Consider the following 22,830-nt stretch of genomic DNA (forward strand, 5'->3'; position numbering starts at 1 on the left):
AATCGTCATGCTATACACATAGCCTGACCTATATTTACTTTTGTATTATAACACAATTGTCACATATTTTCAATATACTATTTGCACAATTTAAGCACATGATTTCATATGTTTTGCACAGAAATCGTTTACAAGTTAGTGCAGGTTACACAAACGAAAAAAAACAGAGCTTCCCGAATGACAGAAAGCTCTGTATAAATTCACTTATTCAAGTGTGTTATCTGAGAGAGATTACTTTCTCTTAGAAATAACGATAGCTGCACCAGCAAGTGCTACGCCAGCAAGTGCAAGACCAGCTGTTGCGCCTGTAGCTGCTGTGTTGTCAGAAGCTGCTGCGGAAGATGTAGCTGTTGTAGTTGTTGTGCCAGCCTTTGAAGATGTTGTGCCAGCTGCTGTTGAAGATGTAGCTGCTGCAGAAGACTTGTCGTCCTTCTTAGAATCGTCCTTCTTAGAATCTGTGCCTGAAGGTGTTGAATCAGCTCCAGAGCTTGACTCCTCAGCTACTGGCTTCTTCTGAACTTCCTTCTTGTCCTTGTTAGAACCAGCCTCGAAGAGAACGTTGCCGTCAGCGCCAAGAACCTTCATACCTACAACGTCGATACCCTTAAGGTCTGCTGCCCAGTTGTTGATACCAACTGCTGCGTAATTATCAGCATCGCCGTCTGTTGTTGCGAAAACAGGAGCGTCGCCGAGGTATTCAAGAACGTATGTGCCTTCCTCTTCTGTTGTGTAGCAGAGAGTATCCTTTGGCTTATCGTCCTCAACCCATGAGCCGCCAGCCCAGTCCTTAGCGTTCCAGCCACCAGACTTTGAGTTGAAGTTGATTGATCCGCCACCGCCGATCGTGTTCCAATCGTTGTTGTCAACCTTGATTGTGAATGAAGCACCGTAAACAGCTCCAAGGTCAGAGATAGCATCCTTGTTTACAGCACCCTCTGACTCATCGCCATTGAAGAATACAGCAAAAAGGTCATCCTGAGTCTGTCTGCCGATCTTAGCGAGGTCATCGCTTACGTTGAGCTTTGTGCCTGCTGCTGATGCTGGGATCATTGCCATAGAAGCTACGATAGCTGCTGCTGACATACCAGCGAGAATCTTAGAAATTTTCATCGTTAATCTCCTCCATATGAATATAGTTTTATGAATTGTCATTCAATTCTAGTCTTATTATAGCAGACTTTCTCCCTAAAATCAAGGGGTTTTCACTTTTTTTATTCCAAAAAGTGTTGAAATTTCTAACAATATTGTCACACTTCTTTTGTGCATTAATCACAGAAAACGTTATCATTTTTTGCTTTTTACAACAATTGTCAGTCCTATCTGTCATTGAATCTCTGCAAGAACTGCTTTGTTCTTTCGTTCTGGGTCTGACCGAAAACTTCCTCCGGAGTACCCTCCTCCACGATATAGCCGTCGTCCATAAAGATAACATGGTTTGCCACATCACGGGCAAATGCCATTTCATGGGTAACGATGACCATAGTCATTTTCTCTTTGGCAAGCTCTTTTATTACCTTTAATATCTCCCCTGTAAGCTCAGGGTCAAGTGCGGAGGTCGGCTCGTCAAAGAAAAGTATCTGCGGCTTCAAAGCCAATGCTCTTGCGATAGAAACACGCTGCTGCTGACCGCCTGAAAGCTCGCATGGATAAGACTTGCCTTTAGTTTCGAGTCCCATTTTTTTCAAAAGCTCCTCACAGTTGGCTTTGGCTTCCGCTTTTGGCTGTTTAAGGACATGGAGAGGTGCTTCCATTATATTCTGATTTACAGAAAAGTGCGGAAAAAGGTTGAAATTCTGGAACACAAGACCTATTTTCAGGCGGATATCCCTGAGGGTCTTAGAGGGTGCATACACTGCCTTGCCGTTTTCCGTGTGGAACATATTCACGCCGTCAACGTTTATCTCTCCGCCGTCTGCTTTTTCAAGCTGGTTTATACAGCGCAGAAGCGTTGATTTACCGCTGCCTGACGGACCTATTATTGCGACTACCTCGCCCACCTCAACGTTAAAAGAAATATCTTTGAGCACCCTAAGGCTGTCAAAGCTTTTAGAAATATTTTTCACTTCAAGAATAGCCATATGAGTTCTCCTTATTTATAATAGTCGAATTTCTTTTCGATAACGGCAAACGCCACCGTCACGATAGCGTTGAGTACGAAATAGAATGCGCCTGCGATAAAAAGCGGTGTTATTGAGCTATACAGGTTCATCTGCTGTTTTGCCTTCATTGTTATCTCAGCGAATGCGATAACGTTTGCGAGAGAGGTATCCTTTACAAGGACGATAACCTCATTCGATGTGGCAGGGATAACACGCTTTGTGACCTGCGGCAGGATTATTCTAAAAAATGTCTGCATTTTCGTCATGCCGAGCATTGAAGCCGCTTCGTACTGTCCCTTTGGGATAGCCTCGATACCGCCTCTGAATATCTCTGCGAAATACGCCGCATAGTTAAGGACAAATGCCGTAACAAGGGCGATAAACATATAGTTCTCATTGTTTTTTATATTGGTAAGCACGTCATAGATACCGCCTGTTTTGCCCTGCTTTGCAGCACTTGCGATAATAAGCGGTACTGCATAGTAGATAGCGATTATCTGAAGCATGAGCGGTGTGCCACGCATGACAAGTATATAGAGATTTGTCAGCCACGAGATAGGCTTGAAGCGGCATTTTTTCAGCATTGTCACAAGCACTCCCACAGGTATTGAAAGCACGATGGTCCATGCAAAAAGTTTCAGTGTATTAGGCAGGAACTCCAGCAGGATCTCCGTGACCTTTTTTACTTCCTCAAAAGTCATAAATATTCATTCCTTAACAAAATATTACGATAACACGTCACCGTATCAGCGTATTAATACATTATACTACATATTTTGCGACTTGTCAAACGGAAAGAGTGAGGAATGAGGAATGAGGAATGAAGGTATCGCCTGCGGCGATGATTTTTTTCATTGCGAACTGCGTTCGCACAATTAACTCACCAACGTTCTTATTAATTTACCTCTTGGAGTATCTCAAACCACAGCTATGCTAATTCCTCATTCCTAATTTCTCATTCCTCATTTGTCATTCCTCACTCCTCATTAGAGCGTTCCGCTCAGTTCTCTTCGTTCTTCAAAGCCAAAACCGCTTCACGGACTTTCGCCATAAGCTCTTCGGGGGTTTCGCCATTAGGATAAATAGGCTCACCATAAACGACTTTTACTTTATATTTGCTAAGACGCTTCCAGTTGAAAAGCCTTGGGAGCTTTCTGTCTGGCGGGAATATCTCGTGTCCGCCTTTGATGTAGGCTGGTACTATAGGCACATTGGCTTCGATAGCAAGGACGGCTGCACCGCTTTTGAACTTGCCCATTTCACCAGTTTTGCTTCTTGTACCCTCCGGGTGAACTAGCACACCCCATTTCTGACCAAGCTTTTTACGCAGAGCCGCCATTGTTTCGTCTACTCTGCCGCCCCTGTCAACAGGCACCATACCGCCTATTCTTACTATAAGTCGGCTGGCTAAACTGCCGTTGAAAAGCTCCTTTTTCGCCATACAGCAGAATTTTGCAAAACGCTCGTATCTGAAATTCAGGGTGAGGAAGATAAAATCAAAGTTTGAAACGTGATTTGCACAGATTATATAACCGTCCTTATCAGGTAGATTTTCCTCGTTGGTGACCTTGACTTCATAGAACGCTGTCACAAGATTTCTGTAAAAGCGGTAAATACGATAGTCTATCTTTTTCTTGTCCAGAGGATAGAGCATTGATTTCACTGTTTGCGGCTTTATGCGGTTTGGGTTTTGAACGAGGGCGATAAGCTTGCCCACTGTCATATCTTTATCCATACAGCCGTCAACACGCACACCACTGAACTCCTCTATCTCCAATGCAAGCTCGATAGCTGAGAGGGAGTCTATGGTGAACTCCTGCAAAAATTTTGTATTGAGCTTGACTTCATTCGGCTGAACGTGTGCTATTTTTGCCACGGAGTTTCTCACCATTGACGGGATATCCGACGGGTCGATACTATTTTTCGCCTGCTTTGTAAGGCTGTCAAGGTTATCCTCCATGACCATTTTCTTCAGCAGATAACGCTTTGGCTTGCCGATAGCTGTCCTTGGTATAGAATCCACAAAATGTATGCCGCTTAGTTTCATTGCCTGACCCGCGGAGGAGCTTATCTCTTTGAGTTTTTCTTCCGTCTGCTCACGCTTATCCTCAGCACAGACCACAAAGGCGTGCACCTCGTCATAGCTTCCCTCTTTCGCAGGCACTCCGCAGACCACAAGCTCGTCAACGTTCTCAATGCCCCTATAGACCTGTTCGATATCGTCAGGGGCGGCTTTTTTGCCTGTGGATAGGACGATATTTTCTTTACATCTGCCGAGAATGACGATATTTTTATGCTTATCGAACTTTGCAAGGTCGCCTGACTTGAACCAGCCGTCAGGATTGAAAGCTTCATCTGTGGACTTTTTGTCGCCATAGTAGCCTATCATCATATAAGGTGACTTTATGAGAAGCTCACCGCTGCGGTCGATTTTAACTTTTATATCAGGATAGGCCTTGCCGCAGGTGTCGGCATAGACGTGCTTGCCATATGTGCCGATAGTTGGTATGCTCGTTTCGGTCGCACCGTAGTTGTTCACAATATTAAAGCCTGTGCCGTAGAAGAAATCAAATGTATCCTTTGACATTGGCGAGCCTGCGGAGCAGAGAAATCTAAGCTCACCGCCCAAGGCTTTGTGTATCTTTGCAAAGATTTTTTTGCCGCTGTTTATGCCGTAGATCTTACGCTGATGAAGTGCCACGGGGAACATTTTCTTGAAAAGTGCTGAAGATACTTTGCTTGCGTTGATCTGCTGCATTATCTGGGTTTTCAAAAGCTCATAGACCTTTGGCACGCCCGGGAAAACTGTCGGCTTGAAGTTTTGAAAGCCTGCGGAAAGACCCTTTGCGGAGAGAGACTCAATAAAGCACACTGTTCCGCCTGTGAGGAGAGGGGCTAAGACCTGTGCAAAAAGTCCGTAGATATGGCTGTTTGGCAGGATTCCGAGATAGCGTTCGTTATCGGTTATGCCGTTGCACCGGCAGACCATTTTGCAGGAATTTATCTGAGAATCGTGGGTGTGCATGATGCCTGAGGCTGTCCTTGTCGTGCCGCTTGAAAAGATTATCACTGCGATATCAGGGTCGCCTACTTCACCTTGGCGGAGTATATTTTCCCCTGAACCGTCAAGTCTGTCAAGCTGGTTTTGAATATCGAGAACAGGTATATTTTTCACGCTTGTAAGCTTCTTTGCCGCCTTTTGAGAAGCGACAACGCACACAGGCTGTGACTTTTTCACCAGTGCGACAAGCTCTGCCGCAGGAAGCGAATAATCCAAAAGGACGGCTGTGGCATTTAGCTTTGCACAGGCGAGAAATGCGATATTCCACTCAGGTCTGCCCTCGGAAGCTATGCAGACCCTATCCCCTGCCACAACGCCCATGGCTTTAAGGCGGCTGCAAAAAACATCAGCCTGCTGTAAAGTCTGTCCGAATGTATATTCCTTTGTTTCACCCTCGTCATTCATCATCACGAGAGCGGTCTTGCTATAGCGGTTTATTGCCGTTTTTCTAAATTCATTATAAATGTTCATGGCAGTTTCCTTTCCGCACCTCAGACTTTCTGAGAGTTGCCTTTCATTGTATGTTCAAGTGCCTCGACAGCTTTTTCGGAGCTGTCAAGGAGGTTTTTGAGATTTTCCTCACCCAGTGCGTCAACGAACACGCTGAAATATTTTTCAAGACGCCGCTGCTTTTCTTCAATGGACTTTTCACCTTTTGGGAGGAGTTTCACCTGCACACGGCGTTTATCCTCAGGGTCACGCACAAGGCTAACAAAGCCTTTTTTCTCCATTGTGCTGAGAACAGATGTCACACGCTGACGTGATATCATAAGGTCACGGCTTATATCTGAGGGGTAGACTATGCCCTCGGCTGTGCTAAGATAGACTATCACTTTGCTTTCGCCCTGAAAAAGCTCTGCAAGGTCGTCCATATATCCTGTTTCAAAAAATCGTCTGAAAACTTCTCCAAAACGCTGGGCTGTTTTATCGTTCATTGTTATTCCTCCAAATGTCAAGGCGGTTGATTGTCAACACTGTTGATTATACACCATGTTGATGAATTTGTCAAGTGCTATGGGCGGTATGGTACAAATGCCCTTGACAAAATGTCTATATCATACTATAATAATATGGTATAAATCTTTCGGCAAACGCCGAAACACCGAAAGGAGGATATGCTTTTCAAAGGTCGAAAGGCATGATCTGGATATGATAAAGGACGTACAGGAAAAAATTCTTCAGTTAAAGAAAGAAAACGATATTTGTATACTTGCGCACAGCTATCAGGCTAAGGAGATAGTAGAGGTAGCAGATATTACAGGTGATTCATACAAGCTAAGCGTTGAGGCGCAGAAGGTCTCAAACAAAAACATACTTATGTGCGGAGTGCATTTTATGGCTGAGGCGGCAAAAATGCTCAACCCTGACAAGAACGTTTATCTTGCAAATCCATCGGCAGGCTGTCCAATGGCAGAGCAAATGGAACCTGAGATGATAGAAATGATAAAGGCGCAGGAGCCTGACAGAAAGGTAGTATGCTACATAAACACCACAGCCGCACTCAAGAGGGTTTGCGACGTTTGCGTTACTTCCTCGTCTGCGGTGAAGATAGTAAAGAACATGGACGCTGACAAGATACTGTTCATTCCTGACTGCAATCTTGGTGCATTCGTAAAAAAAGCCTGTCCTGAAAAGGATATAATGCTTTTGCAGGGCGGATGTCCTGTTCATGCGTCGGTAACAAAGGCTGACATGATAGCGGCTAAGACGGCTCACCCTGATGCACTGGTGCTTTGTCACCCTGAGTGTATCCCTGCTGTAAGCGAAATGGCTGATTATGTTGGTTCAACTTCCGGCATAATGAATTTTGCGGCTGAGTCTGACGCAAAGGAGTTCATCATAGGCACTGAGATATCCATTGCGGAGCATTTGCAGTACAAATTCCCTGAGAAGGAGTTTTACATACTCTCAAAGAAGATACTTTGTCCTAACATGAAGCTCACCACTCTTATGGACGTTTACAAGACTTGCGAGGGCATCGGCAACGGCGGCGGTTTTGAGATAAAAATGACAGACGAGGAGATAACCTCTGCAAGAAAATGTATCGACGAAATGATACGTCTTGGGGGCTGATATAATGGATAATTACACCATAAAGATCGCAAAAGGGCTTGCAAACAACGCAGACGCCAGACTCATAAGACAGCAGGTATTCGTTGAGGAGCAGGGCTTTGTGAACGAATTTGACGATATCGACCATGAGGCTTATCATGCTGTTATTTACACGGGCGGATATCCCATTGCAACAGGCAGGCTGTTTGACGAAAATGGCGAAGCGCACATTGGACGCATCTGCGTGAGAAAGGCATATCGTGGCAGAGATCTTGGCAGAATGATAGTGGAAGCCCTTGAAAAGCAGGCTGAAAAAGCGGGCTACAAGGAAGTCAGCTTATCGGCGCAAACGAGAGTACAGCAATTTTACGAGAAGCTTGGCTACAGGGCATATGGTGATGTTTACAAGGACGAATACTGTCCGCACATTGCAATGAAAAAGACCCTTTCAGGGGAATAGATATGAAAAAGGACGACTTGGGGTCGTCCTTTTTTTTGTGGCGTTTAATGAACAAAACAGTTTGTGATTGAAACGAACGAGAGTGGCGGGACGTCGAGGGCGCCGTCCCCTACACAAAAAAATTGCGCCGCTCCCCTACATAAATGTATTGATAAAAAACGATAATAATATAAATTTTTGTAGGGGCGAACAGCGTCCGCCCGTTTACCGCAAGATTGCCCACCGCTCGCAAGATATCAATTCGCCCCACAAAAATTGCACATAATTTGCGCACACAAAAAAAGGACGGAATCGCTTCCGTCCTTGATTTTTTAGCTATTTACTGTTTCCATGATAGCGTCGATTATTTCAGGGAAATACCAGCCACCCTCGGATCTGTTGAGAAGTCCGAAGTTCTCACCGTTTCCTATTCTTGTGCCGTTATCCCACCAACAGCATGGTACGCCGTACTGCTTTGCGGTGCTGAGATAATCCTTTACACACTGAACTCTCGCTTCTGTATTAACCTTATTTACAGAGCCGAACTCACCGATTATTACAGGTATTCCCTTGCTGAGGAACACTTCATTGATATCGGTAAAGAGTGTTGTGATAGAAGAGTCGATACTTGTATACTGGTCTGTGCCTGCGGTATCAAGTGCAAATGAATATGGCAGATAAGCGTGGATAGAAACTATTATCTTATCGTCGCCCTGCGGAACTTCCAAAGCTTCCATGTTCTGCTTTGATGATGAAGCGGCATATGGTGTTACCATTATACACCTGTTAGGGTTGTTTCCGCCTGAGGCACGAACTGTTTCGACGAACGCCTTTGCGTACTGATTTACGACTTCTCTTGACTCGGCGTCGCCTATCCACTCGTTGCCCTCGCCTCTAAGTCTAGGCTCGTTCACGCCCTCGAAAATGAGGTGCTCGTCATAGCCCTGAAATCTGTCGCATATCTGCTTCCAGAGGGCTTTGAGCTGCTCTATATCCTTATCGGCACGGTCTTTCTTAGGCATATACCACTCCTCGTGGTGGGTGTTGAGGATAACGAACATTCCGTTGTCGATACCGTAATCGACAATTTCCTGAACTCTGTTCATCCATGCTTCGTCAACTGTATAGTTCTCGTCCATGTGAGTACCCCATGAAACAGGAAGTCTGAACACGTTGAAGCCTGCGTCCTTGACCTGGTCTATCATCAATTTTGTGGTTTCCACATTTCCCCATGAGGTTTCAGCGTCAAGACCTGAGCCGCCTGTGGCGTCCATGGTATTGCCAAGATTCCAGCCCACTTTCATCTGAGCCACAAGGTCTTTTGCAGTGGTCACTGTCATAGGGTCATTGGTATGCTTCTGAGTATTTTCTGTAGCTGAAGAATCGTTTTCAGCCTTTGAGGAGCTGTCCGAACTGCCGCAGGCTGTCATCATTGATACGCCCATTGCAAGGGAAAGCACTGCTGCAAGTAGTCTTTTGATTTTCATATTTTGGTTTTCCTTTCTCACCATATAAAATAATAATATTTATATTTTAGCTCATTAATGTGGATTTGTCAATAGGAATAATAAAATTAGATAAACGCACAAAGTTCTGTTGAAATGTGACTATATATACAAAATATGTTTTTTGTTATTCATTTTGCCAATTGACAATTATAATCATAAACTGTATAATTTAAACATAGAGTATTTAATTTGAAAATTATATGGGGGTACAACTATGAAAGCTAAACACGTTGGCATAATAATATGGGTAGTTATTGCCGTCGCTTTTATATTTTGCTTTTGGTATTTTGGCATAAGACATATTTTTGCTGATAAGGATACATCAGAGGAAGAAGATCTCATAGTGGGCAGCATGGCTGAATGTTCTCACGGAGATGATTTTGTTGAGCCGGTTTTACAAGCTGGCGATTATTACATTGACGGAAACACTGACAATAACGTATTCTATATTCACATCGGAGATGATGAAACATACAATGTTTGCGGAGATGTTGAAAAATATATTGATTCTTTTGCAACATTTTTTGATGACAATTTGAAAGCTGAATCCATTGAACAGTACAGCAAACCGATGCGATATAGGATCATGACCTATCATGAAGCCGGGGACAGAACACTTATACAGCTTGAACAAAAAACTGAAAATGGTATAGGCTTTTCTACAGGTCCAAGTTACATAAGCGAAACTTCCTTTAAAGACGGCGACAACATCTACAAACTTGTGTCGGAAAGCACAAGTTCAAATTTGGATAATTAAACACAAACAGGCAGATTCTGCACTATGTGCATAGTGCGGTAAAAGAAAGCAGAAAATTATATATATTGCCAATTGACTTGCCTTTTATTGTATGGTACAATATATTTACAGTTAAAAGCTGTGATAAAAATATATAATTTACAGGAGGACAAAATTATGAAAAAAATTATCAGTTTATTCATGGCAACAATTGTTGCGGCGGTGTTACCGTTCACTTGCTCGGCGGCAAATATTCAAAACCCCAAGTATAAAGGTGTATATTGGGATACTAAAAATGATTTGGCGTATATCGATATACAAACAGCCAAATGTTATGCAATAATTGTATATTCGCCTGTTAATAACAAATTCATTAAAGGTTCTACAACTGATTTCAGTATAACGGACAAAAGTTTTACCGCTGATTTTTCAAAAGTAGTTTTTGTAAACCGTTCAGGAACGGTCACTGGCAAAAGTTCCGTACCATTTGTAATACAAGGCGCTGTAGACGTTCATAGTGAGAAAATAAGAATTAAAATAGGTAATTACACATATGCAAAATAGTAACCGCAAATCCGAATGGGTCAAGATTTCCGTTTGGCTTGTGTTAGCCGGATTATTTGTATTGTTTTTCTGGATCACTTGCTTAAAGAACATAGTTTCTTCTGATGAACCTGAAGATGATGAAAGCGGAATAAATACCTTTAACTACAGCTGTCCCCATGACGATACCTATCAGGAACCAACGCTGAATATGGGAAAATATTATCCAAACGGAGATACAAGCAAAGATTATTTTATAATAGGAGAAAACAACACTCTGAAATACAGCGGAGATTCGGAATATCTTTGCAATAAGCTGTTTACGTTTTATGACGAGACCGCAAAGCAGGATACGATAAAAATGTGGTCTGAAACCAGAACATATACTATTAAAACCTATCACGAAGCAAGAGATCAGATACTAATTGAATTTGACTATGGAAAACATGAAAATGCTTTCGCTTTAGCATTTAATTATGTTGATGAAAACACATTCGTCGCCGTAGATACTTACATTCGTGTTCCCGACGATTCTGCCGCTGAATCGGAATCTTATTCCGACGATGTTTCGGTAAATGAAAGCAAAATTTCATAGTAAAAAAACTTCAATGGCAAAAAATGTCATTGAAGTTTTTATTTATGTTTTATGTTTCAGCCGGCTTTTCCGGAATTATCGGGGTAAGCTTTCCGTCACGGAGAAATTCTATGTAATCTTCTATGGAATTGATCGGCTCGTCAGTTGCAACACCGCTGATACGGCTGTCCTCCACCCACAGGTGGTGATTGTCCGTACCGCCCGTCTGTGCAAAGCCGAACTGCTCGGCATACCATTTTGCACGCTGATTATAGACCTCTTTGCCGTTGCCGCTGTTATAGACCTCAACGCCGTCTATCCACTTTGGCAGGAGCTTTATTTCATGAATATACCAATCTGCCTCACGAAAAGGGTGGGCATGGACTAACACGCCACCTGCTTTATGCACTCTGTCAGCAAACTGATAAAAGCTTATATCACTTATGTTATCATTGGCAAGAAGAAAGTCCTTGTCGATACCATAGGTCAAAAGGTCTGCACCGAAGTAGGAATACTCCAGACCGAAAAACACTTTCAGACCTATCTTGTCACCCTCCTCTTTGGCATTCTCATAACCCTTGCAGAACTTGTTCACTCTGTCCTCCCAACTGTCAAAGTTGGTGACAGCACAGTTGCCGTTGAAAAAGTGGTCGGTGACGATGATCCCGTCATAGCCAAGGGCTTTATAACGCCTTGCCTGCTCTGCTCCGCTTGCAGAGGCACAGGCGCTTCCCTCGGCGGTATGCAGGTGTGTTTCATACCTGAACATCAGAAGTCCACGCCTCTGTTGATGACTTCCATGCACATTCTGCCGTTATGATAAGGGCATTTCCATGGACCTACTATCTCTTTCCAATCGTGGGGTTTATGGTCATAGGAAACCTCGGCATACCACTCTGAGCCTTCTCTCTTGTCGATTATCTCAGCCTTGATATATTCCCACACACTTCTTGCACTTTCAAGGAACTTCTTTTCTCCGCTGTGCTGATAAGCGTTGATGAAGCCAACAACAGACTCGGCCTCTACCCACCATACACGCTTCTTGTCTATCTTATCGTTCTCACGCTCGTTGTTCAGTGCGCCGTTATCAAGAGCGATATTCTGGATATTATGAGAGATCTTAAGATCCATTTCAGCAAACTGCTTTTTAAGCTCCTCGTCGCCAAGAGTATCGCAGGCAAGATCCATAAGCCATGTTGCTTCGATATCGTGACCAAATGAATGTATATCTCCCACAAGGTCGAACTTTGTGACAAAGAAAACTTTCAGAGCGTTAGTTTCAGGAGTATAAACAATATCTCTCATCTGACCAAGCTGGAATTTAAGCCTTTTAGCAACTTCCTCGTTGTGGTCTGCCTTATAAAGCTCGGTATAAGCTTCGATAAGGTGGAGGATAGCGTTCATGGTCTTATCAGCATGCAAGCCATTCTCAGAAAGAGCGTCATTTGATACCAAATTCCACTGTCTGTCAAAAGCTTCTCTGTAGCCGTACTCATCGAGAGTGTTGTTCTCGATATCGTGGAAAAGCTTATAGGCAAGCTCCAGAGCTTCCTTATCTCCGCTTGCGTTATAGTAGCATGACAATGCATAGATAGCAAATGCGATGTTGTATGTATGCTTCATAGTGTCGGCAGGCTCGCCCTTATAGTTCATCATCCAATAAACTCCGCCGTACTCATAGTCAATACAGTGGTTTTTGATAAACTCGTAAGCGTGGCGTGCGTTGTCAAGAAGTGTCTTATCGCCCAGAGTGATATACGCTTTTGAATAGAACCAAAGTATTCTTGCGTGGAGGATAACGCCCTTATCAGCCTGCTTATCCAGCTTGAGGTCATAGCTCATAAAACCGTAAAATCCACCGTTCTCATCATCTCTCAGCTTGTTCCAGAAGGGAATGATATGTCCTGTAAGTTCCTTTTTGACTTCTTCAATTATCATCGTAAAAACTCCTTTTAAAATATATTGTCTACGATTTTTCTATTTCAGTATTTCTTTAATGTTTCTATTTCAATATTTTCCTTGCCTCAACATAAAATCTCTTATCCTCGGCATGACCCATGGAGAACGTTTTTCTTGGCAGTGCGCCGTCAACGATAACTGTAGGGAAAAGCTCTTCCTTGCCCATGTCAGGGAGCATAAAGCCTATGGAATTTTCCTTTGCGGAAAGCTCTCTTATGACCTCTGCACCGTGGATATAGTCCACCTTGCCGCCTTTTTCCTTGATATAGCTGTCAAGGAAATTCTGCAATGAGCCGACAGTGAGCTTTGAAGTTGGCTTATGTATATAGAGAGTCTTTTCCGTGCCATTGTCGCAGACAACTATTGCCTGCTCTGACCTTTCCTCAGAAAGCTCAAGAGCCGCTGTCATTTCGCTCATAAGAGCCTTTGTGTCAACGTCTGTAACTATCCTATGGATAGCTTCAAATTCAAGTGCATGTGAATGAAGATTCACTATCTCCACAAGGGCATATCTGCAAAGAGCATTGCTCATGTCCTTATCAGGGTTCTCTCTCTTCTGCTCCTCGTAAAATTCCTTTGCAGTAGCGAGAGAATGGTTGCCGTCACCCATTGCGTAGACAAGAGGTGAAGTTTCCTTAAGACCATACTTTGTATTGAAAGCGTCGATATCACCAAGCTTTTCAAGTGCGGCTATTATCTTTTCCTGCATAGGCTTTTCAATAAGATAGCCTGCGATATGACCACCCTTTTTCATAAGGTCAAAGTCATAGAGCTTTTTCATTTCTCCCTTGTGAGCTTCAAGCGGCTCAACAACGCTTTTTTCTGTATCGTCAACGAGTATCATGATATGCGGCAGCTCAACAGGTGCGCCACGTCTTACCTTTATTCTAGGCGGTATTCTCTCCACAACTGTGGCTTCTGTTGCTCTTACGGCAGACTTCGAGCCTTTGCGGTAGTCATACTCTTCAAGGTCGATAGCGCCAACAATGCCCGCTCTGACCTTTCCGTCAGACTGTGTTCTTTCAACGTATATCATAGCGTCCTTATACTCTTCAAAAACGCCCTCGCTGATATAGCTGTCCATATTCTTATGTATGTCGGCTATTCTTTCATCAACGTTATCGTCCTCCAGATAGACCTCAGGCAGGATAAGGTTAAGTGCGCTTTTTGCACCCTCTGTTATCTTTTCCACGTCAGCCCAATACTCAGGCTCAGAGGTATACTGGTCGCAGGCAACCACTGCCCATTTTGACATATCGGCGTTCTTAGGCAGAAGTATATCTGCACTTTTAAATGCTGTTGACATTTCACTACACTCCTATTATTCTTATATCCAAAACAGGACGGCTGTTTTCACCGTCCTGCATATTGTTTTTATTTCTCAGAGCTGTCAGAGCTATTCTCTGCCTGCTCGGCTTCGTCAGCCTGTACACCGTTTCCGGCACCGCAGCAGTTCTTATACTTCTTGCCGCTTCCGCATGGGCAAAGATCGTTTCTGCCCGGCTTCTTAGCCTTTCTTACGGTCATGTTATGATGCTCGCCCGGCTTGAGAACGTCCTCTCTCTTTGGAGCGGCGCTGTTCTTTCTTACCTGAATGGTGAACAACATTCTTACAGTGTCCTCACGGATAGATGCGACCATATCGTCGAACATATCCATACCTTCCATACGATACTCAACTACTGGGTTCTTCTGACCGTATGAACGCAGACCGATACCCTTTTTCAGCTCGTCCATATCGTCGATATGTGCCATCCACTTTGTATCCACAACTTTAAGCAAAACGACTCTTTCTATCTCATGGAGAAGTTCCTGACCAAGGTCTTCCTCACGCTTTGCGTATATCTTCAAAGCTCTGTCTTCAAGGAGGTCGATTATATCCTTCTTTGTTATCTCGTCAAGCTCCTGTGGGGTATAGTTGAAGTCGTCCTCAACTGTGATTATGCCCATAAGTCTGTCCTTAAGACCCTGCAGGTTCCAGTTATCCTGAACGTCCTCGTCAGTGATATACATATTTACAGAATCCTCAACAAACTCCTTTATCATGCCGAGAATGTTGTCATGGAGATCCTCTCCGTCAAGCACCTGCTGTCTTTGCTTATAGATTATCTCACGCTGTGTGTTCATAACGTCATCGTAGTTAAGGACGTTCTTTCTGATGTTGAAGTTTCTGCCCTCTATCTTCTTCTGTGAGGACTCGATAACACCTGTGAGCATTTTTGACTGTATTGGAGTATTCTCGTCAACTTTGAGAGTATCCATCATAGCTGTTATTCTCTCGCCGCCGAAAATTCTCATAAGGTCGTCTTCAAGTGAGAGGAAGAATGTGCTTTCGCCCGGGTCGCCCTGACGGCCTGAACGTCCTCTGAGCTGATTGTCGATACGTCTTGACTCGTGTCTTTCTGTACCGATGATATAAAGTCCGCCTGCTTCTCTAACCTTTTCTGCAAGCTCCTTTACCTCTTCTGAATACTTTGCATAGAGTTTCTTATACTCTGCTCTTGCAGCCAGAACTTCCTCGTCCTGAGTATTTGAGAAGCCTGCTGCCTCGACAGCCACTTCCTCAGAATAGCCACTTTTCTGGAGGTCTGCAAGGGACTTATACTCAGCATTACCGCCGAGCATGATATCAGTACCACGTCCTGCCATGTTGGTAGCGATAGTAACAGCACCGTATTTACCTGCCTGTGCAACTATCATAGCCTCACGGTCATGGTGCTTGGCGTTGAGCACTTCATGCTTGATGCCCTTATTTTTCAGCAGTCTTGAAAGATACTCTGACTTCTCAACGGAAACAGTACCAACAAGGACAGGCTGTCCCTTTTTATGGCACTCTATTACCTGCTCGATAACAGCGTTGAACTTGCCCTTTTCTGTTTTGAAAACAACGTCAGGATGGTCAACTCTGATAACAGGTTTATTTGTCGGTATCTCGATAACGTCGAGCTTATAGATCTCTCTGAACTCGTCCTCCTCAGTAAGGGCAGTACCTGTCATACCTGACAGCTTGCCATAAAGACGGAAGTAGTTCTGATATGTGATAGTAGCGATAGTCTTTGACTCTCTTGCTATCTCAACGCCCTCTTTAGCCTCGATAGCCTGATGCAGACCGTCATTGAAACGTCTGCCCTGCATGATACGGCCTGTGAACTCGTCTACGATAAGAACTTCTCCGTCCTTAACAACGTAGTCGATATCCTTTTTCATAACGCCGTTTGCCTTGATAGCCTGATTGATGTGGTGGGCAAGGGTCATATTATCAGCGTCCATAAGGTTTATAACGTTGAACGCCTTTTCTGCTTTCTTAACACCGCTCTTTGTAAGAGTTGCGGTCTTAGCCTTTTCGTCGATGATATAGTCGCCGTCCAGAAGGTCGTTATCTGCCTTATCGTCCATTTCAACAACTGTAACAGGCTTCAGGGTCTTTGCAAATCTGTCAGCAAGTGAATAAAGCTTTGTTGACTTGTCGCCCTGACCTGAAATGATAAGCGGAGTTCTTGCTTCGTCTATGAGGATAGAGTCCACCTCGTCCACGATAGCGAAAGCGTGCTCTCTCTGAACCTTATCTTTCTTATAGATAACCATGTTGTCACGGAGGTAATCAAATCCGAACTCGTTATTTGTACCATATGTAATATCAGCGTTATAAGCTTCCCTCTTCTGCTCCTTGTTCATGCCCGTAAGCACAACGCCGATAGAAGTGTTCAGGAAGTGGAACACCTTGCCCATTTCCTCAGACTGGAACTTAGCAAGATAGTCGTTTACTGTTACAACGTGAACGCCCTTTCCCGTAAGGGAGTTAGCATAAGCCGCCAGACAGGCAACGAGAGTTTTACCTTCACCTGTTTTCATTTCGGCGATACGTCCCTGATGAAGAACGATAGCACCGATTATCTGAACAGGATAAGGCTTTTTGCCAAGCACTCTGAACGCAGCTTCACGGCAAACCGCAAGAGCGTCAGGAAGAACGTCATCAAGAGTTGAAAGCTCGTCCAGCTTGCCTCTAAGAATGGCAGTCTGTCCGCCCAGCTCCTCGTCAGACATATCGGCATACTTACTTTCAAGCTCGAGTACCTTATTCTTTATAGGCTCGATCTTGGCAAGCTCTTTTTTAGAATAGTTGCCGAATATTTTATCAAATAATCCCATGTTTCAATCCACCTTTATTTATTCTCCTGCCAGAATTTATGACAGGAAAAAGTTAAAAAATATACTATGCTATAAATACACTATTATATTATACAATATCCCCTTTTAAAAGTCAAGCAATTTATGTAACGTTTTACAAACAAAAAACGACGGACAGTGTTTTCTCACTGCCGCCGCACCAATGGACTATTTCTGCATTAGCCTGTATTCGCTGATACCTGTCAGCACTGTAAACGCCACCTGACGCTGATAGTCCTCATTCTCCAATTTCTGAGCCTCCTCAGGGTTTGAAAGAAAACCGCACTCTATCATCACCGCAGGGTTTTTGGTATTATTAAGCAGATAAAGCTCGTCGCCTACCGGCTTAGTTTCTCTGGTATTGTCAGGCTGTAAAAGGGAAACGAACTGCTTTTGCATCACTCCCGCAAGCTTTTCACCCTCGGCATTGTCTTTAGAATAGAACATCTGCGCACCGCTGTAGCGGCTGTCGGTAAACTGATTTTGGTGTATGGAAACTGATATGCCCTCGGAATATTTTGAGAATATGGCAAGGCGGTTTTTCATATCGGACTTTTTCTGCTCCCCAAGCCCCTCTGTGCCTTTGTCATAGATAGATATATCGCTTTCACGGGTGCAAACAACATCATAGCCGAGAAGCTTCAGACCGTCACGGAGGCTTTCCGCCACCGCAAGGTTTATCCCCTTTTCAGGTGTGCCGTCAACAGAAACACAGCCTCCGTCCATACCACCGTGACCTGGGTCGATGACCACCACAGGCTTATCCATGGTCGTTTTCACCGTCCCACCTGTCATGACGGCTTCGCCGTTGTTTTTGCCATACCAGCACACTGCCGCAAAGCCTGCTATCACCACACAGCACAAAATATTCTGCAATCTTCTGAACATATATCCGCCCTCCTAGTTTTTGTCCTTTGTACAAGTTATGCGGACAAAGGACGGCTTATGCAAAAAAATCACCGCACCACGAGAGGGTACGGTGATAAAATATTCAGCACGCAGATAATATGCCAATATACGGGTGAACGCTGTTCACCTCTGCATATGTTAGGCTGAAAAGACTACTTCTTTTTACGCTTTGCACATATCGCCAAACCTGCTCCAGCGGCTATTATTGCGGCTGTAACGCCTGCCGCCGCACCTGTTGACGGATTTGTTGACGAATCGGTATTATAATTCTTTGAAGCCTGAGAGCCTGCTGTTTTGTCAGGGTTAGAAATATCATTTGAAGTGTTCTTCTTTTCTACATATGTAAAGTTTGCTCCGCCCACAACGTCCCCAAGCTTATAATCGTCATATGACTCTGCAAGGGTGCCTTCATCATTAGGGACTTTGTTTTCGCCCATGGTGCTTATTGTTACAGAAAGCTCATCATAGTCGCTGTTAAGCTTTGCAAGATACGCCTGAAACTCCTCTGATGTGGCTTCCTTTCCCTCGATAGTGTATGAAGTCACGCCTTTTTTGCTGTCATATTCTGCGGTGCAGATATCAGCGGTGAGACATTCACCAAGACAGCTAAAAAGCTTTCTCACTGCGTAATGCTCCTTGCCGTCCTCTGTATATCTATCCTCTGAAAGGTATGTTTTTTCGCCAGTCTGCTTGTTTACATAAGGCTTGAAGCCGAAGCCGTTCTCACCGTCGCCATGGTCGTTCGACACATTGGTATCCGCCAAAAAGCCTGCATTGCCCATACCGATAACGTCATAAAGCCTTAAAGCAGTACCTTCATCTAAGAGGTCTGCAATACCGCCGATAACAAAGTCAGGAACACCGTCAAAGTTTAAATCCTCAAACCAACTGTTATAGCTCCAATCAACATCACTAGCAATTTCATAAGGAGCGTCAGCCATTATCTCTTTAAGAAGATCGCACATCTCGACTATTACGCTTGTCATATCGTCCTTTTTGTTCTCCGCCGTCATGACAACGCAGTTATAATCGTTATACATTTCCAGAAGCTTATCAGCGTCAGCCTTTGCAGTTTCATCTGATGTCAGCTCTGTATTTTCCACTTCAAGAGGGATAAATCTGCTGAGGGTGGATTTATAGTTATAATACTCGCTCTCGCTGACCTCTTTGCCGTCTGTTTTGTAAACAGTGCTGTCAGTTTCCAAATCGTATTCTTCCGAGCAAAGCTCCTTTTCAGTAACGCCTTTTTCAGGGTCAAAGGTCATAGTTTTTATCTTATCGTTACTTGAAAAATATGATACCTCCCCTGTATAAAGATCTCTGTAAGGCATATAATCAAAGCCCATAAATCCCGGAAAATACTGTCCGTTTGCAACAGTGTCATCTATCTTTATCTCCTTGCCGTCCTTGGTAAGAATAGAATAATGTCTGTCGCCGTCAGCCATTTCGCCGCCTATTATAAACTCAGGCACACCGTCAAAATCCAGATCCATGAACCATGAGCCATAGTCGAAGTAGATCTTATCGCCGTCTGCAACACTGTCCATACTCTTTAAAATATCAGGCAGCTTGCCGTCTATGAAATTGACGAAGTCTTCTCCTGCGTCCTTATCAAGAACATAGGAAGCGTCTGCCGAAACTGTAGTGAACATCATGCTCGCTGACATAATGACCGCAATTGCCGCCGCACTTATCTTTTTTATCATACATATCACCCCACAAAAATAGTTTTCATACATATACCTACTTAATATTTCATACATATATCTACTTAATATATAACATATATCAAATAAAAAGTCAAGAAAAAAACTGACCAAAGCACACACTTTGGTCAGTTTATCACTTTTTAGGGAAGGGTATTTAGCAATATTGTATTATTGCAGGTCGCCTCTGTTAAATTCTGAAAGCTCAAGGCCCTCGTTTCTTTCAAGCGCCCAGCGGATATTCCACTCGCTTGTGAAAAGAAGCAGATAGTTGTCACGGAAGTCCTTGACAAGCTTTGTGTCACTTGAAAGCTTCAATGTCTTAGGGTCGATATCCTTGTTATCTATCCAGCGGATATAAGAATAAGGCAGACCCTCTTTGAAGAGGTCAACGTTGTACTCATTTTTCATTCTGTATTCAAAAACTTCAAGCTGAAGAACGCCCACAACGCCCACGATAACTTCTTCCATACCGCTGTCAGGCTCATGGAATATCTGTATCGCACCCTCTTGTGCGATCTGTGTTGTACCCTTTACGAACTGCTTTCTCTTGAGGGTATCCTTCTGACGGACTCTCATAAAATGCTCAGGTGCAAAGGTCGGGATAGACTCGAACTCGAACTTTTTCTTTGGCGAGCAGATCGTATCGCCAATAGCGAAGATACCTGGGTCAAACACACCGATTATATCTCCTGCATAGGCTTCGTCGATTATCTCTCTTTCCTGAGCCATTATCTGCTGAGGCTGAGAAAGTCTGAGCTTTTTATTGCCCTGAACGTGGAGAACTTCCATATCCTTATCGAACTTGCCCGAACAGATACGCAGGAAAGTGATACGGTCACGGTGAGCCTTGTTCATATTAGCTTGTATCTTGAATACGAAAGCCGAGAACTCAGGGTCGAACGGATCTATGATACCGGCAGAAGAATTTCTCGGAGTAGGAGAAGTTGTCATTTCGAGGAAGTTTTCCAAAAACGGCTCGACGCCGAAGTTTGTAAGAGCAGAGCCAAAGAACACAGGCGAAAGCTCACCCTTTCTCACCTTTTCGATATCAAACTCATAGCTTGCGCCATCGAGAAGCTCGATATCATCGCAGAGAGTTGAGTGGAGATCCTCGCCGATAAGGCTGTCAAGTGACGGGTCGGAGAGGTCGACTTCTGTAGCTGCCACCTGATGCTGTCCACCGCTTGCCTCAAAAGAGATTATATGCTTTTTATCTCTGTCATAAACGCCCTTAAACTCTTTGCCTGAACCGATAGGCCAGTTCACAGGATAGGTCTGGATACCAAGCTCAGACTCTATCTGCTCCATAAGATCAAAAGGATTTCTGGACTCACGATCCATTTTATTTACGAAAGTAAATATAGGGATATGGCGCATAACGCAGACCTTGAAAAGCTTTCTGGTCTGATTTTCCACACCCTTTGAAGCGTCTATTACCATTACGGCTGAGTCTGCAGCCATAAGAGTACGGTAGGTATCCTCAGAGAAGTCCTGATGTCCAGGAGTATCCAAGATATTTATACAATAATTTTTATACTGGAACTGCATAACAGAAGAAGTAACAGAGATACCTCTTTGTTTTTCTATTTCCATCCAGTCTGAAACAGCATGGCGGGAGTTCTTTTTACCTTTTACAGCACCTGCCTGAGCTATCGCACCACCATAGAGCAGAAATTTTTCCGTAAGAGTTGTTTTACCTGCGTCAGGGTGGGAAATTATCGCAAAAGTACGGCGGCGTTTGATCTCATCTTCAAGCTTACCCAAAATTATTCCTCCATATTTCATTGCATTTTTAAACATACCTTGTTAGTATAGCACAGTATCGCTTAAATTGCAAGAGATTTTTTATGAAGAAAGCGGCGTTTGTAGAATGAGGAGTGAGGAATGAGAAATGAGGAATTATGGTATCGCCTGTCGGCGATAAATTTTTTGTAGAGGCGACCGCTGGTCGCCTGTTTCTTGTTTGCCCATACATTCCTGCGATATCCACACATTATTTATGTTTTCACAAACCATGTAGGGGACGCTACTTTGCCGTGCCGCAAAATCGCTTCGCTCTTTGCGGATTTTACGTTGTGCAGGAAACAACAAAAGCGGTGCAGGTCTTATTCTTCGATACTTATTTGTTTAGTGATTTAGTTTGTATTTCTTCTTTTCACCTCTGCACCGCTTAATCGGCTTGCGCCGAATGAGGCTCTGCCTCAAACTCCGCTAGGGACTCTGTCCCTAGACCCTGCAATGGGTTTCACCCCTTGACCCTGACCAGGGGCGTGCCCCTGGACCTTTTGCTCGCTTCGCTCGGTGTTGGCTACCCCACTCTGTGCGGCTATGTCATTCCTCACTCCTCACTTAAACCGCTCCTCACTTAACTTCGTTTCTCACTTAAACAGCCGTTGACATTCTCCACAAACTATGCTAAAATCAAATTATAAGCAATCAACTATCAAACCTACAAAGGAGGCTGTTTTATGAAAGATCTGCTCGAACTTATGAAAACCAGAAGAAGTGTACGAAAATACAAGCCTGACATGATACCTCAGGACGTTCTCGACCGCATCATAATAGCAGGAACTTATTCCGCCACAGGAAGAAACTTGCAGTCACCTATTATAATTGCTGTCACCAACAAGGAAATGCGCGACAAAATTTCTGAGATGAACAGAAAGATAGGCGGCTGGGATGAGGGCTTCGATCCGTTCTATGGTGCACCTGTTATTCTTATTGTACTAGCTGACAAATCCTGCCCTACTTACATTTATGACGGAAGTCTTGTTATGGGAAATCTTATGCTTGCCGCTCACAACGAGGGCGTTGGAAGCTGCTGGATACATCGTGCAAAGGAAGAATTTGAGTCTGAAGAAGGCAAGGAGATCCTCCGCAGCCTTGGCATCGAGGGCGAATACGAGGGCATCGGTCACTGCGCACTCGGCTACACTGAGGGTGAATATCCCGAGGGTCACGAGAGAAAAGACAATTGGGTATACTATATCAAATAATCCTGACAAACTATCTAACAAAAAACGGAGCATTTCAATCTTCCTTATCTCGCTTAATGAAAAGTATGCACCTATCAA

19 protein-coding genes are annotated in these 22,830 nt (G+C 43.9%); 6 read left to right on the forward strand and 13 right to left on the reverse strand.

Features of this window, described 5'->3' with window-relative positions; all coding sequences use genetic code 11:
• Positions 1-231: 231 nt before the first annotated feature.
• The 5 genes from AB5627_RS08105 to AB5627_RS08125 all read right to left on the reverse strand — a co-directional run bounded on the left by AB5627_RS08105 (position 232) and on the right by AB5627_RS08125 (position 6,095).
• Positions 232-1,110, reverse strand: a complete 879-nt coding sequence (locus tag AB5627_RS08105) for an NPXTG-anchored protein (RefSeq protein WP_041337374.1) — start codon at positions 1,108-1,110, stop codon at positions 232-234.
• A 206-nt stretch (positions 1,111-1,316) separates the two neighbouring features.
• On the reverse strand, positions 1,317-2,078 hold the full coding sequence (locus tag AB5627_RS08110) for an amino acid ABC transporter ATP-binding protein (protein ID WP_046439464.1): 762 nt from the start codon (positions 2,076-2,078) through the stop codon (positions 1,317-1,319).
• 11 nt (positions 2,079-2,089) lie between these two features.
• Entirely contained in the window at positions 2,090-2,800 is a 711-nt protein-coding gene (locus AB5627_RS08115; protein WP_022287742.1) for an amino acid ABC transporter permease, read from the reverse strand.
• 299 nt (positions 2,801-3,099) lie between these two features.
• Positions 3,100-5,631 (reverse strand): AMP-binding protein, encoded by a 2,532-nt coding sequence (locus tag AB5627_RS08120; RefSeq protein WP_265290651.1) that lies wholly within the window; start codon positions 5,629-5,631, stop codon positions 3,100-3,102.
• A 20-nt stretch (positions 5,632-5,651) separates the two neighbouring features.
• Positions 5,652-6,095 (reverse strand): MarR family winged helix-turn-helix transcriptional regulator, encoded by a 444-nt coding sequence (locus AB5627_RS08125; RefSeq protein ID WP_022287743.1) that lies wholly within the window; start codon positions 6,093-6,095, stop codon positions 5,652-5,654.
• Positions 6,096-6,309: 214 nt separating this feature from the next.
• On the opposite strand from AB5627_RS08125, the gene nadA reads away from it, so the two are divergent.
• Complete coding sequence (nadA, locus tag AB5627_RS08130) at positions 6,310-7,233, forward strand: quinolinate synthase NadA (protein ID WP_022287744.1); 924 nt, start codon at positions 6,310-6,312, stop codon at positions 7,231-7,233.
• A gap of 4 nt (positions 7,234-7,237) precedes the next feature.
• A complete protein-coding gene (locus AB5627_RS08135) occupies positions 7,238-7,672 on the forward strand; it encodes a GNAT family N-acetyltransferase (protein WP_022287745.1) in 435 nt (144 codons plus the stop codon).
• A 311-nt stretch (positions 7,673-7,983) separates the two neighbouring features.
• Here the strand turns inward: AB5627_RS08135 and AB5627_RS08140 are convergent, their stop codons facing one another.
• The gene (locus AB5627_RS08140; RefSeq protein ID WP_265290652.1) at positions 7,984-9,138 is read right to left on the reverse strand and encodes a glycoside hydrolase family 5 protein; all 1,155 of its coding nucleotides are present in this window, start codon (positions 9,136-9,138) and stop codon (positions 7,984-7,986) included.
• A gap of 235 nt (positions 9,139-9,373) precedes the next feature.
• Here AB5627_RS08140 and AB5627_RS08145 point away from each other — a divergent pair, with 235 nt between their 5' ends.
• The 3 genes from AB5627_RS08145 to AB5627_RS08155 all read left to right on the forward strand — a co-directional run bounded on the left by AB5627_RS08145 (position 9,374) and on the right by AB5627_RS08155 (position 11,033).
• Positions 9,374-9,916, forward strand: a complete 543-nt coding sequence (locus tag AB5627_RS08145; RefSeq protein ID WP_022287747.1) for a hypothetical protein — start codon at positions 9,374-9,376, stop codon at positions 9,914-9,916.
• Positions 9,917-10,072: 156 nt separating this feature from the next.
• Positions 10,073-10,459, forward strand: coding sequence for a hypothetical protein (locus AB5627_RS08150; protein WP_265290653.1), 387 nt, complete (start codon positions 10,073-10,075; stop codon positions 10,457-10,459).
• Between the two features lie 61 nt (positions 10,460-10,520).
• Entirely contained in the window at positions 10,521-11,033 is a 513-nt protein-coding gene (locus AB5627_RS08155) for a hypothetical protein (RefSeq protein ID WP_022287657.1), read from the forward strand.
• A 49-nt stretch (positions 11,034-11,082) separates the two neighbouring features.
• Here AB5627_RS08155 and AB5627_RS08160 read toward each other — a convergent pair whose 3' ends face one another.
• From AB5627_RS08160 to AB5627_RS08190, 7 genes are all read right to left on the reverse strand, one after another.
• Positions 11,083-11,781, reverse strand: coding sequence for a PHP domain-containing protein (locus tag AB5627_RS08160; RefSeq protein ID WP_022287656.1), 699 nt, complete (start codon positions 11,779-11,781; stop codon positions 11,083-11,085).
• Positions 11,781-12,950: an AGE family epimerase/isomerase gene (locus AB5627_RS08165; RefSeq protein WP_022287655.1), complete on the reverse strand. Its 1,170-nt coding sequence runs from the start codon at positions 12,948-12,950 to the stop codon at positions 11,781-11,783. Before AB5627_RS08165 ends, AB5627_RS08160 begins: the two co-directional genes overlap by 1 nt.
• Before the next feature lie 64 nt (positions 12,951-13,014).
• A complete protein-coding gene (locus AB5627_RS08170) occupies positions 13,015-14,277 on the reverse strand; it encodes a DUF1015 domain-containing protein (RefSeq protein WP_022287654.1) in 1,263 nt (420 codons plus the stop codon).
• A gap of 68 nt (positions 14,278-14,345) precedes the next feature.
• On the reverse strand, positions 14,346-17,120 hold the full coding sequence (secA, locus tag AB5627_RS08175) for a preprotein translocase subunit SecA (protein WP_368369785.1): 2,775 nt from the start codon (positions 17,118-17,120) through the stop codon (positions 14,346-14,348).
• A gap of 186 nt (positions 17,121-17,306) precedes the next feature.
• Entirely contained in the window at positions 17,307-18,026 is a 720-nt protein-coding gene (locus AB5627_RS08180) for an N-acetylmuramoyl-L-alanine amidase (RefSeq protein ID WP_118125388.1), read from the reverse strand.
• A 173-nt stretch (positions 18,027-18,199) separates the two neighbouring features.
• Positions 18,200-19,753: an NPXTG-anchored protein gene (locus tag AB5627_RS08185; RefSeq protein ID WP_265290658.1), complete on the reverse strand. Its 1,554-nt coding sequence runs from the start codon at positions 19,751-19,753 to the stop codon at positions 18,200-18,202.
• A 171-nt stretch (positions 19,754-19,924) separates the two neighbouring features.
• Positions 19,925-21,520 (reverse strand): peptide chain release factor 3, encoded by a 1,596-nt coding sequence (locus AB5627_RS08190; protein WP_022287650.1) that lies wholly within the window; start codon positions 21,518-21,520, stop codon positions 19,925-19,927.
• A gap of 704 nt (positions 21,521-22,224) precedes the next feature.
• Between AB5627_RS08190 and AB5627_RS08195 the strand changes: the two genes are divergently transcribed.
• Positions 22,225-22,752, forward strand: a complete 528-nt coding sequence (locus AB5627_RS08195; protein ID WP_022287331.1) for a nitroreductase — start codon at positions 22,225-22,227, stop codon at positions 22,750-22,752.
• Positions 22,753-22,830: the final 78 nt, after the last annotated feature.

The organism is Ruminococcus sp. RTP21198st1_G1_RTP21198_201120, from assembly GCF_040924265.1.
GTDB classification, from domain to species: domain Bacteria; phylum Bacillota; class Clostridia; order Oscillospirales; family Ruminococcaceae; genus Hominimerdicola; species Hominimerdicola aceti.

Bases quoted from the DNA above. Each gene is read 5' to 3' on its own strand.
- AB5627_RS08105 (WP_041337374.1), bottom strand. From the start codon at position 1,110: ATGAAAATTTCTAAGATTCTCGCTGGTATGTCAGCAGCAGCTATCGTA.
- AB5627_RS08110 (WP_046439464.1), bottom strand. From the start codon at position 2,078: ATGGCTATTCTTGAAGTGAAAAATATTTCTAAAAGCTTTGACAGCCTT.
- AB5627_RS08115 (WP_022287742.1), bottom strand. From the start codon at position 2,800: ATGACTTTTGAGGAAGTAAAAAAGGTCACGGAGATCCTGCTGGAGTTC.
- AB5627_RS08120 (WP_265290651.1), bottom strand. From the start codon at position 5,631: ATGAACATTTATAATGAATTTAGAAAAACGGCAATAAACCGCTATAGC.
- AB5627_RS08125 (WP_022287743.1), bottom strand. From the start codon at position 6,095: ATGAACGATAAAACAGCCCAGCGTTTTGGAGAAGTTTTCAGACGATTT.
- nadA (WP_022287744.1), top strand. From the start codon at position 6,310: ATGATAAAGGACGTACAGGAAAAAATTCTTCAGTTAAAGAAAGAAAAC.
- AB5627_RS08135 (WP_022287745.1), top strand. From the start codon at position 7,238: ATGGATAATTACACCATAAAGATCGCAAAAGGGCTTGCAAACAACGCA.
- AB5627_RS08140 (WP_265290652.1), bottom strand. From the start codon at position 9,138: ATGAAAATCAAAAGACTACTTGCAGCAGTGCTTTCCCTTGCAATGGGC.
- AB5627_RS08145 (WP_022287747.1), top strand. From the start codon at position 9,374: ATGAAAGCTAAACACGTTGGCATAATAATATGGGTAGTTATTGCCGTC.
- AB5627_RS08150 (WP_265290653.1), top strand. From the start codon at position 10,073: ATGAAAAAAATTATCAGTTTATTCATGGCAACAATTGTTGCGGCGGTG.
- AB5627_RS08160 (WP_022287656.1), bottom strand. From the start codon at position 11,781: ATGTTCAGGTATGAAACACACCTGCATACCGCCGAGGGAAGCGCCTGT.
- AB5627_RS08165 (WP_022287655.1), bottom strand. From the start codon at position 12,950: ATGATAATTGAAGAAGTCAAAAAGGAACTTACAGGACATATCATTCCC.
- AB5627_RS08170 (WP_022287654.1), bottom strand. From the start codon at position 14,277: ATGTCAACAGCATTTAAAAGTGCAGATATACTTCTGCCTAAGAACGCC.
- secA (WP_368369785.1), bottom strand. From the start codon at position 17,120: ATGGGATTATTTGATAAAATATTCGGCAACTATTCTAAAAAAGAGCTT.
- AB5627_RS08180 (WP_118125388.1), bottom strand. From the start codon at position 18,026: ATGTTCAGAAGATTGCAGAATATTTTGTGCTGTGTGGTGATAGCAGGC.
- AB5627_RS08185 (WP_265290658.1), bottom strand. From the start codon at position 19,753: ATGATAAAAAAGATAAGTGCGGCGGCAATTGCGGTCATTATGTCAGCG.
- AB5627_RS08195 (WP_022287331.1), top strand. From the start codon at position 22,225: ATGAAAGATCTGCTCGAACTTATGAAAACCAGAAGAAGTGTACGAAAA.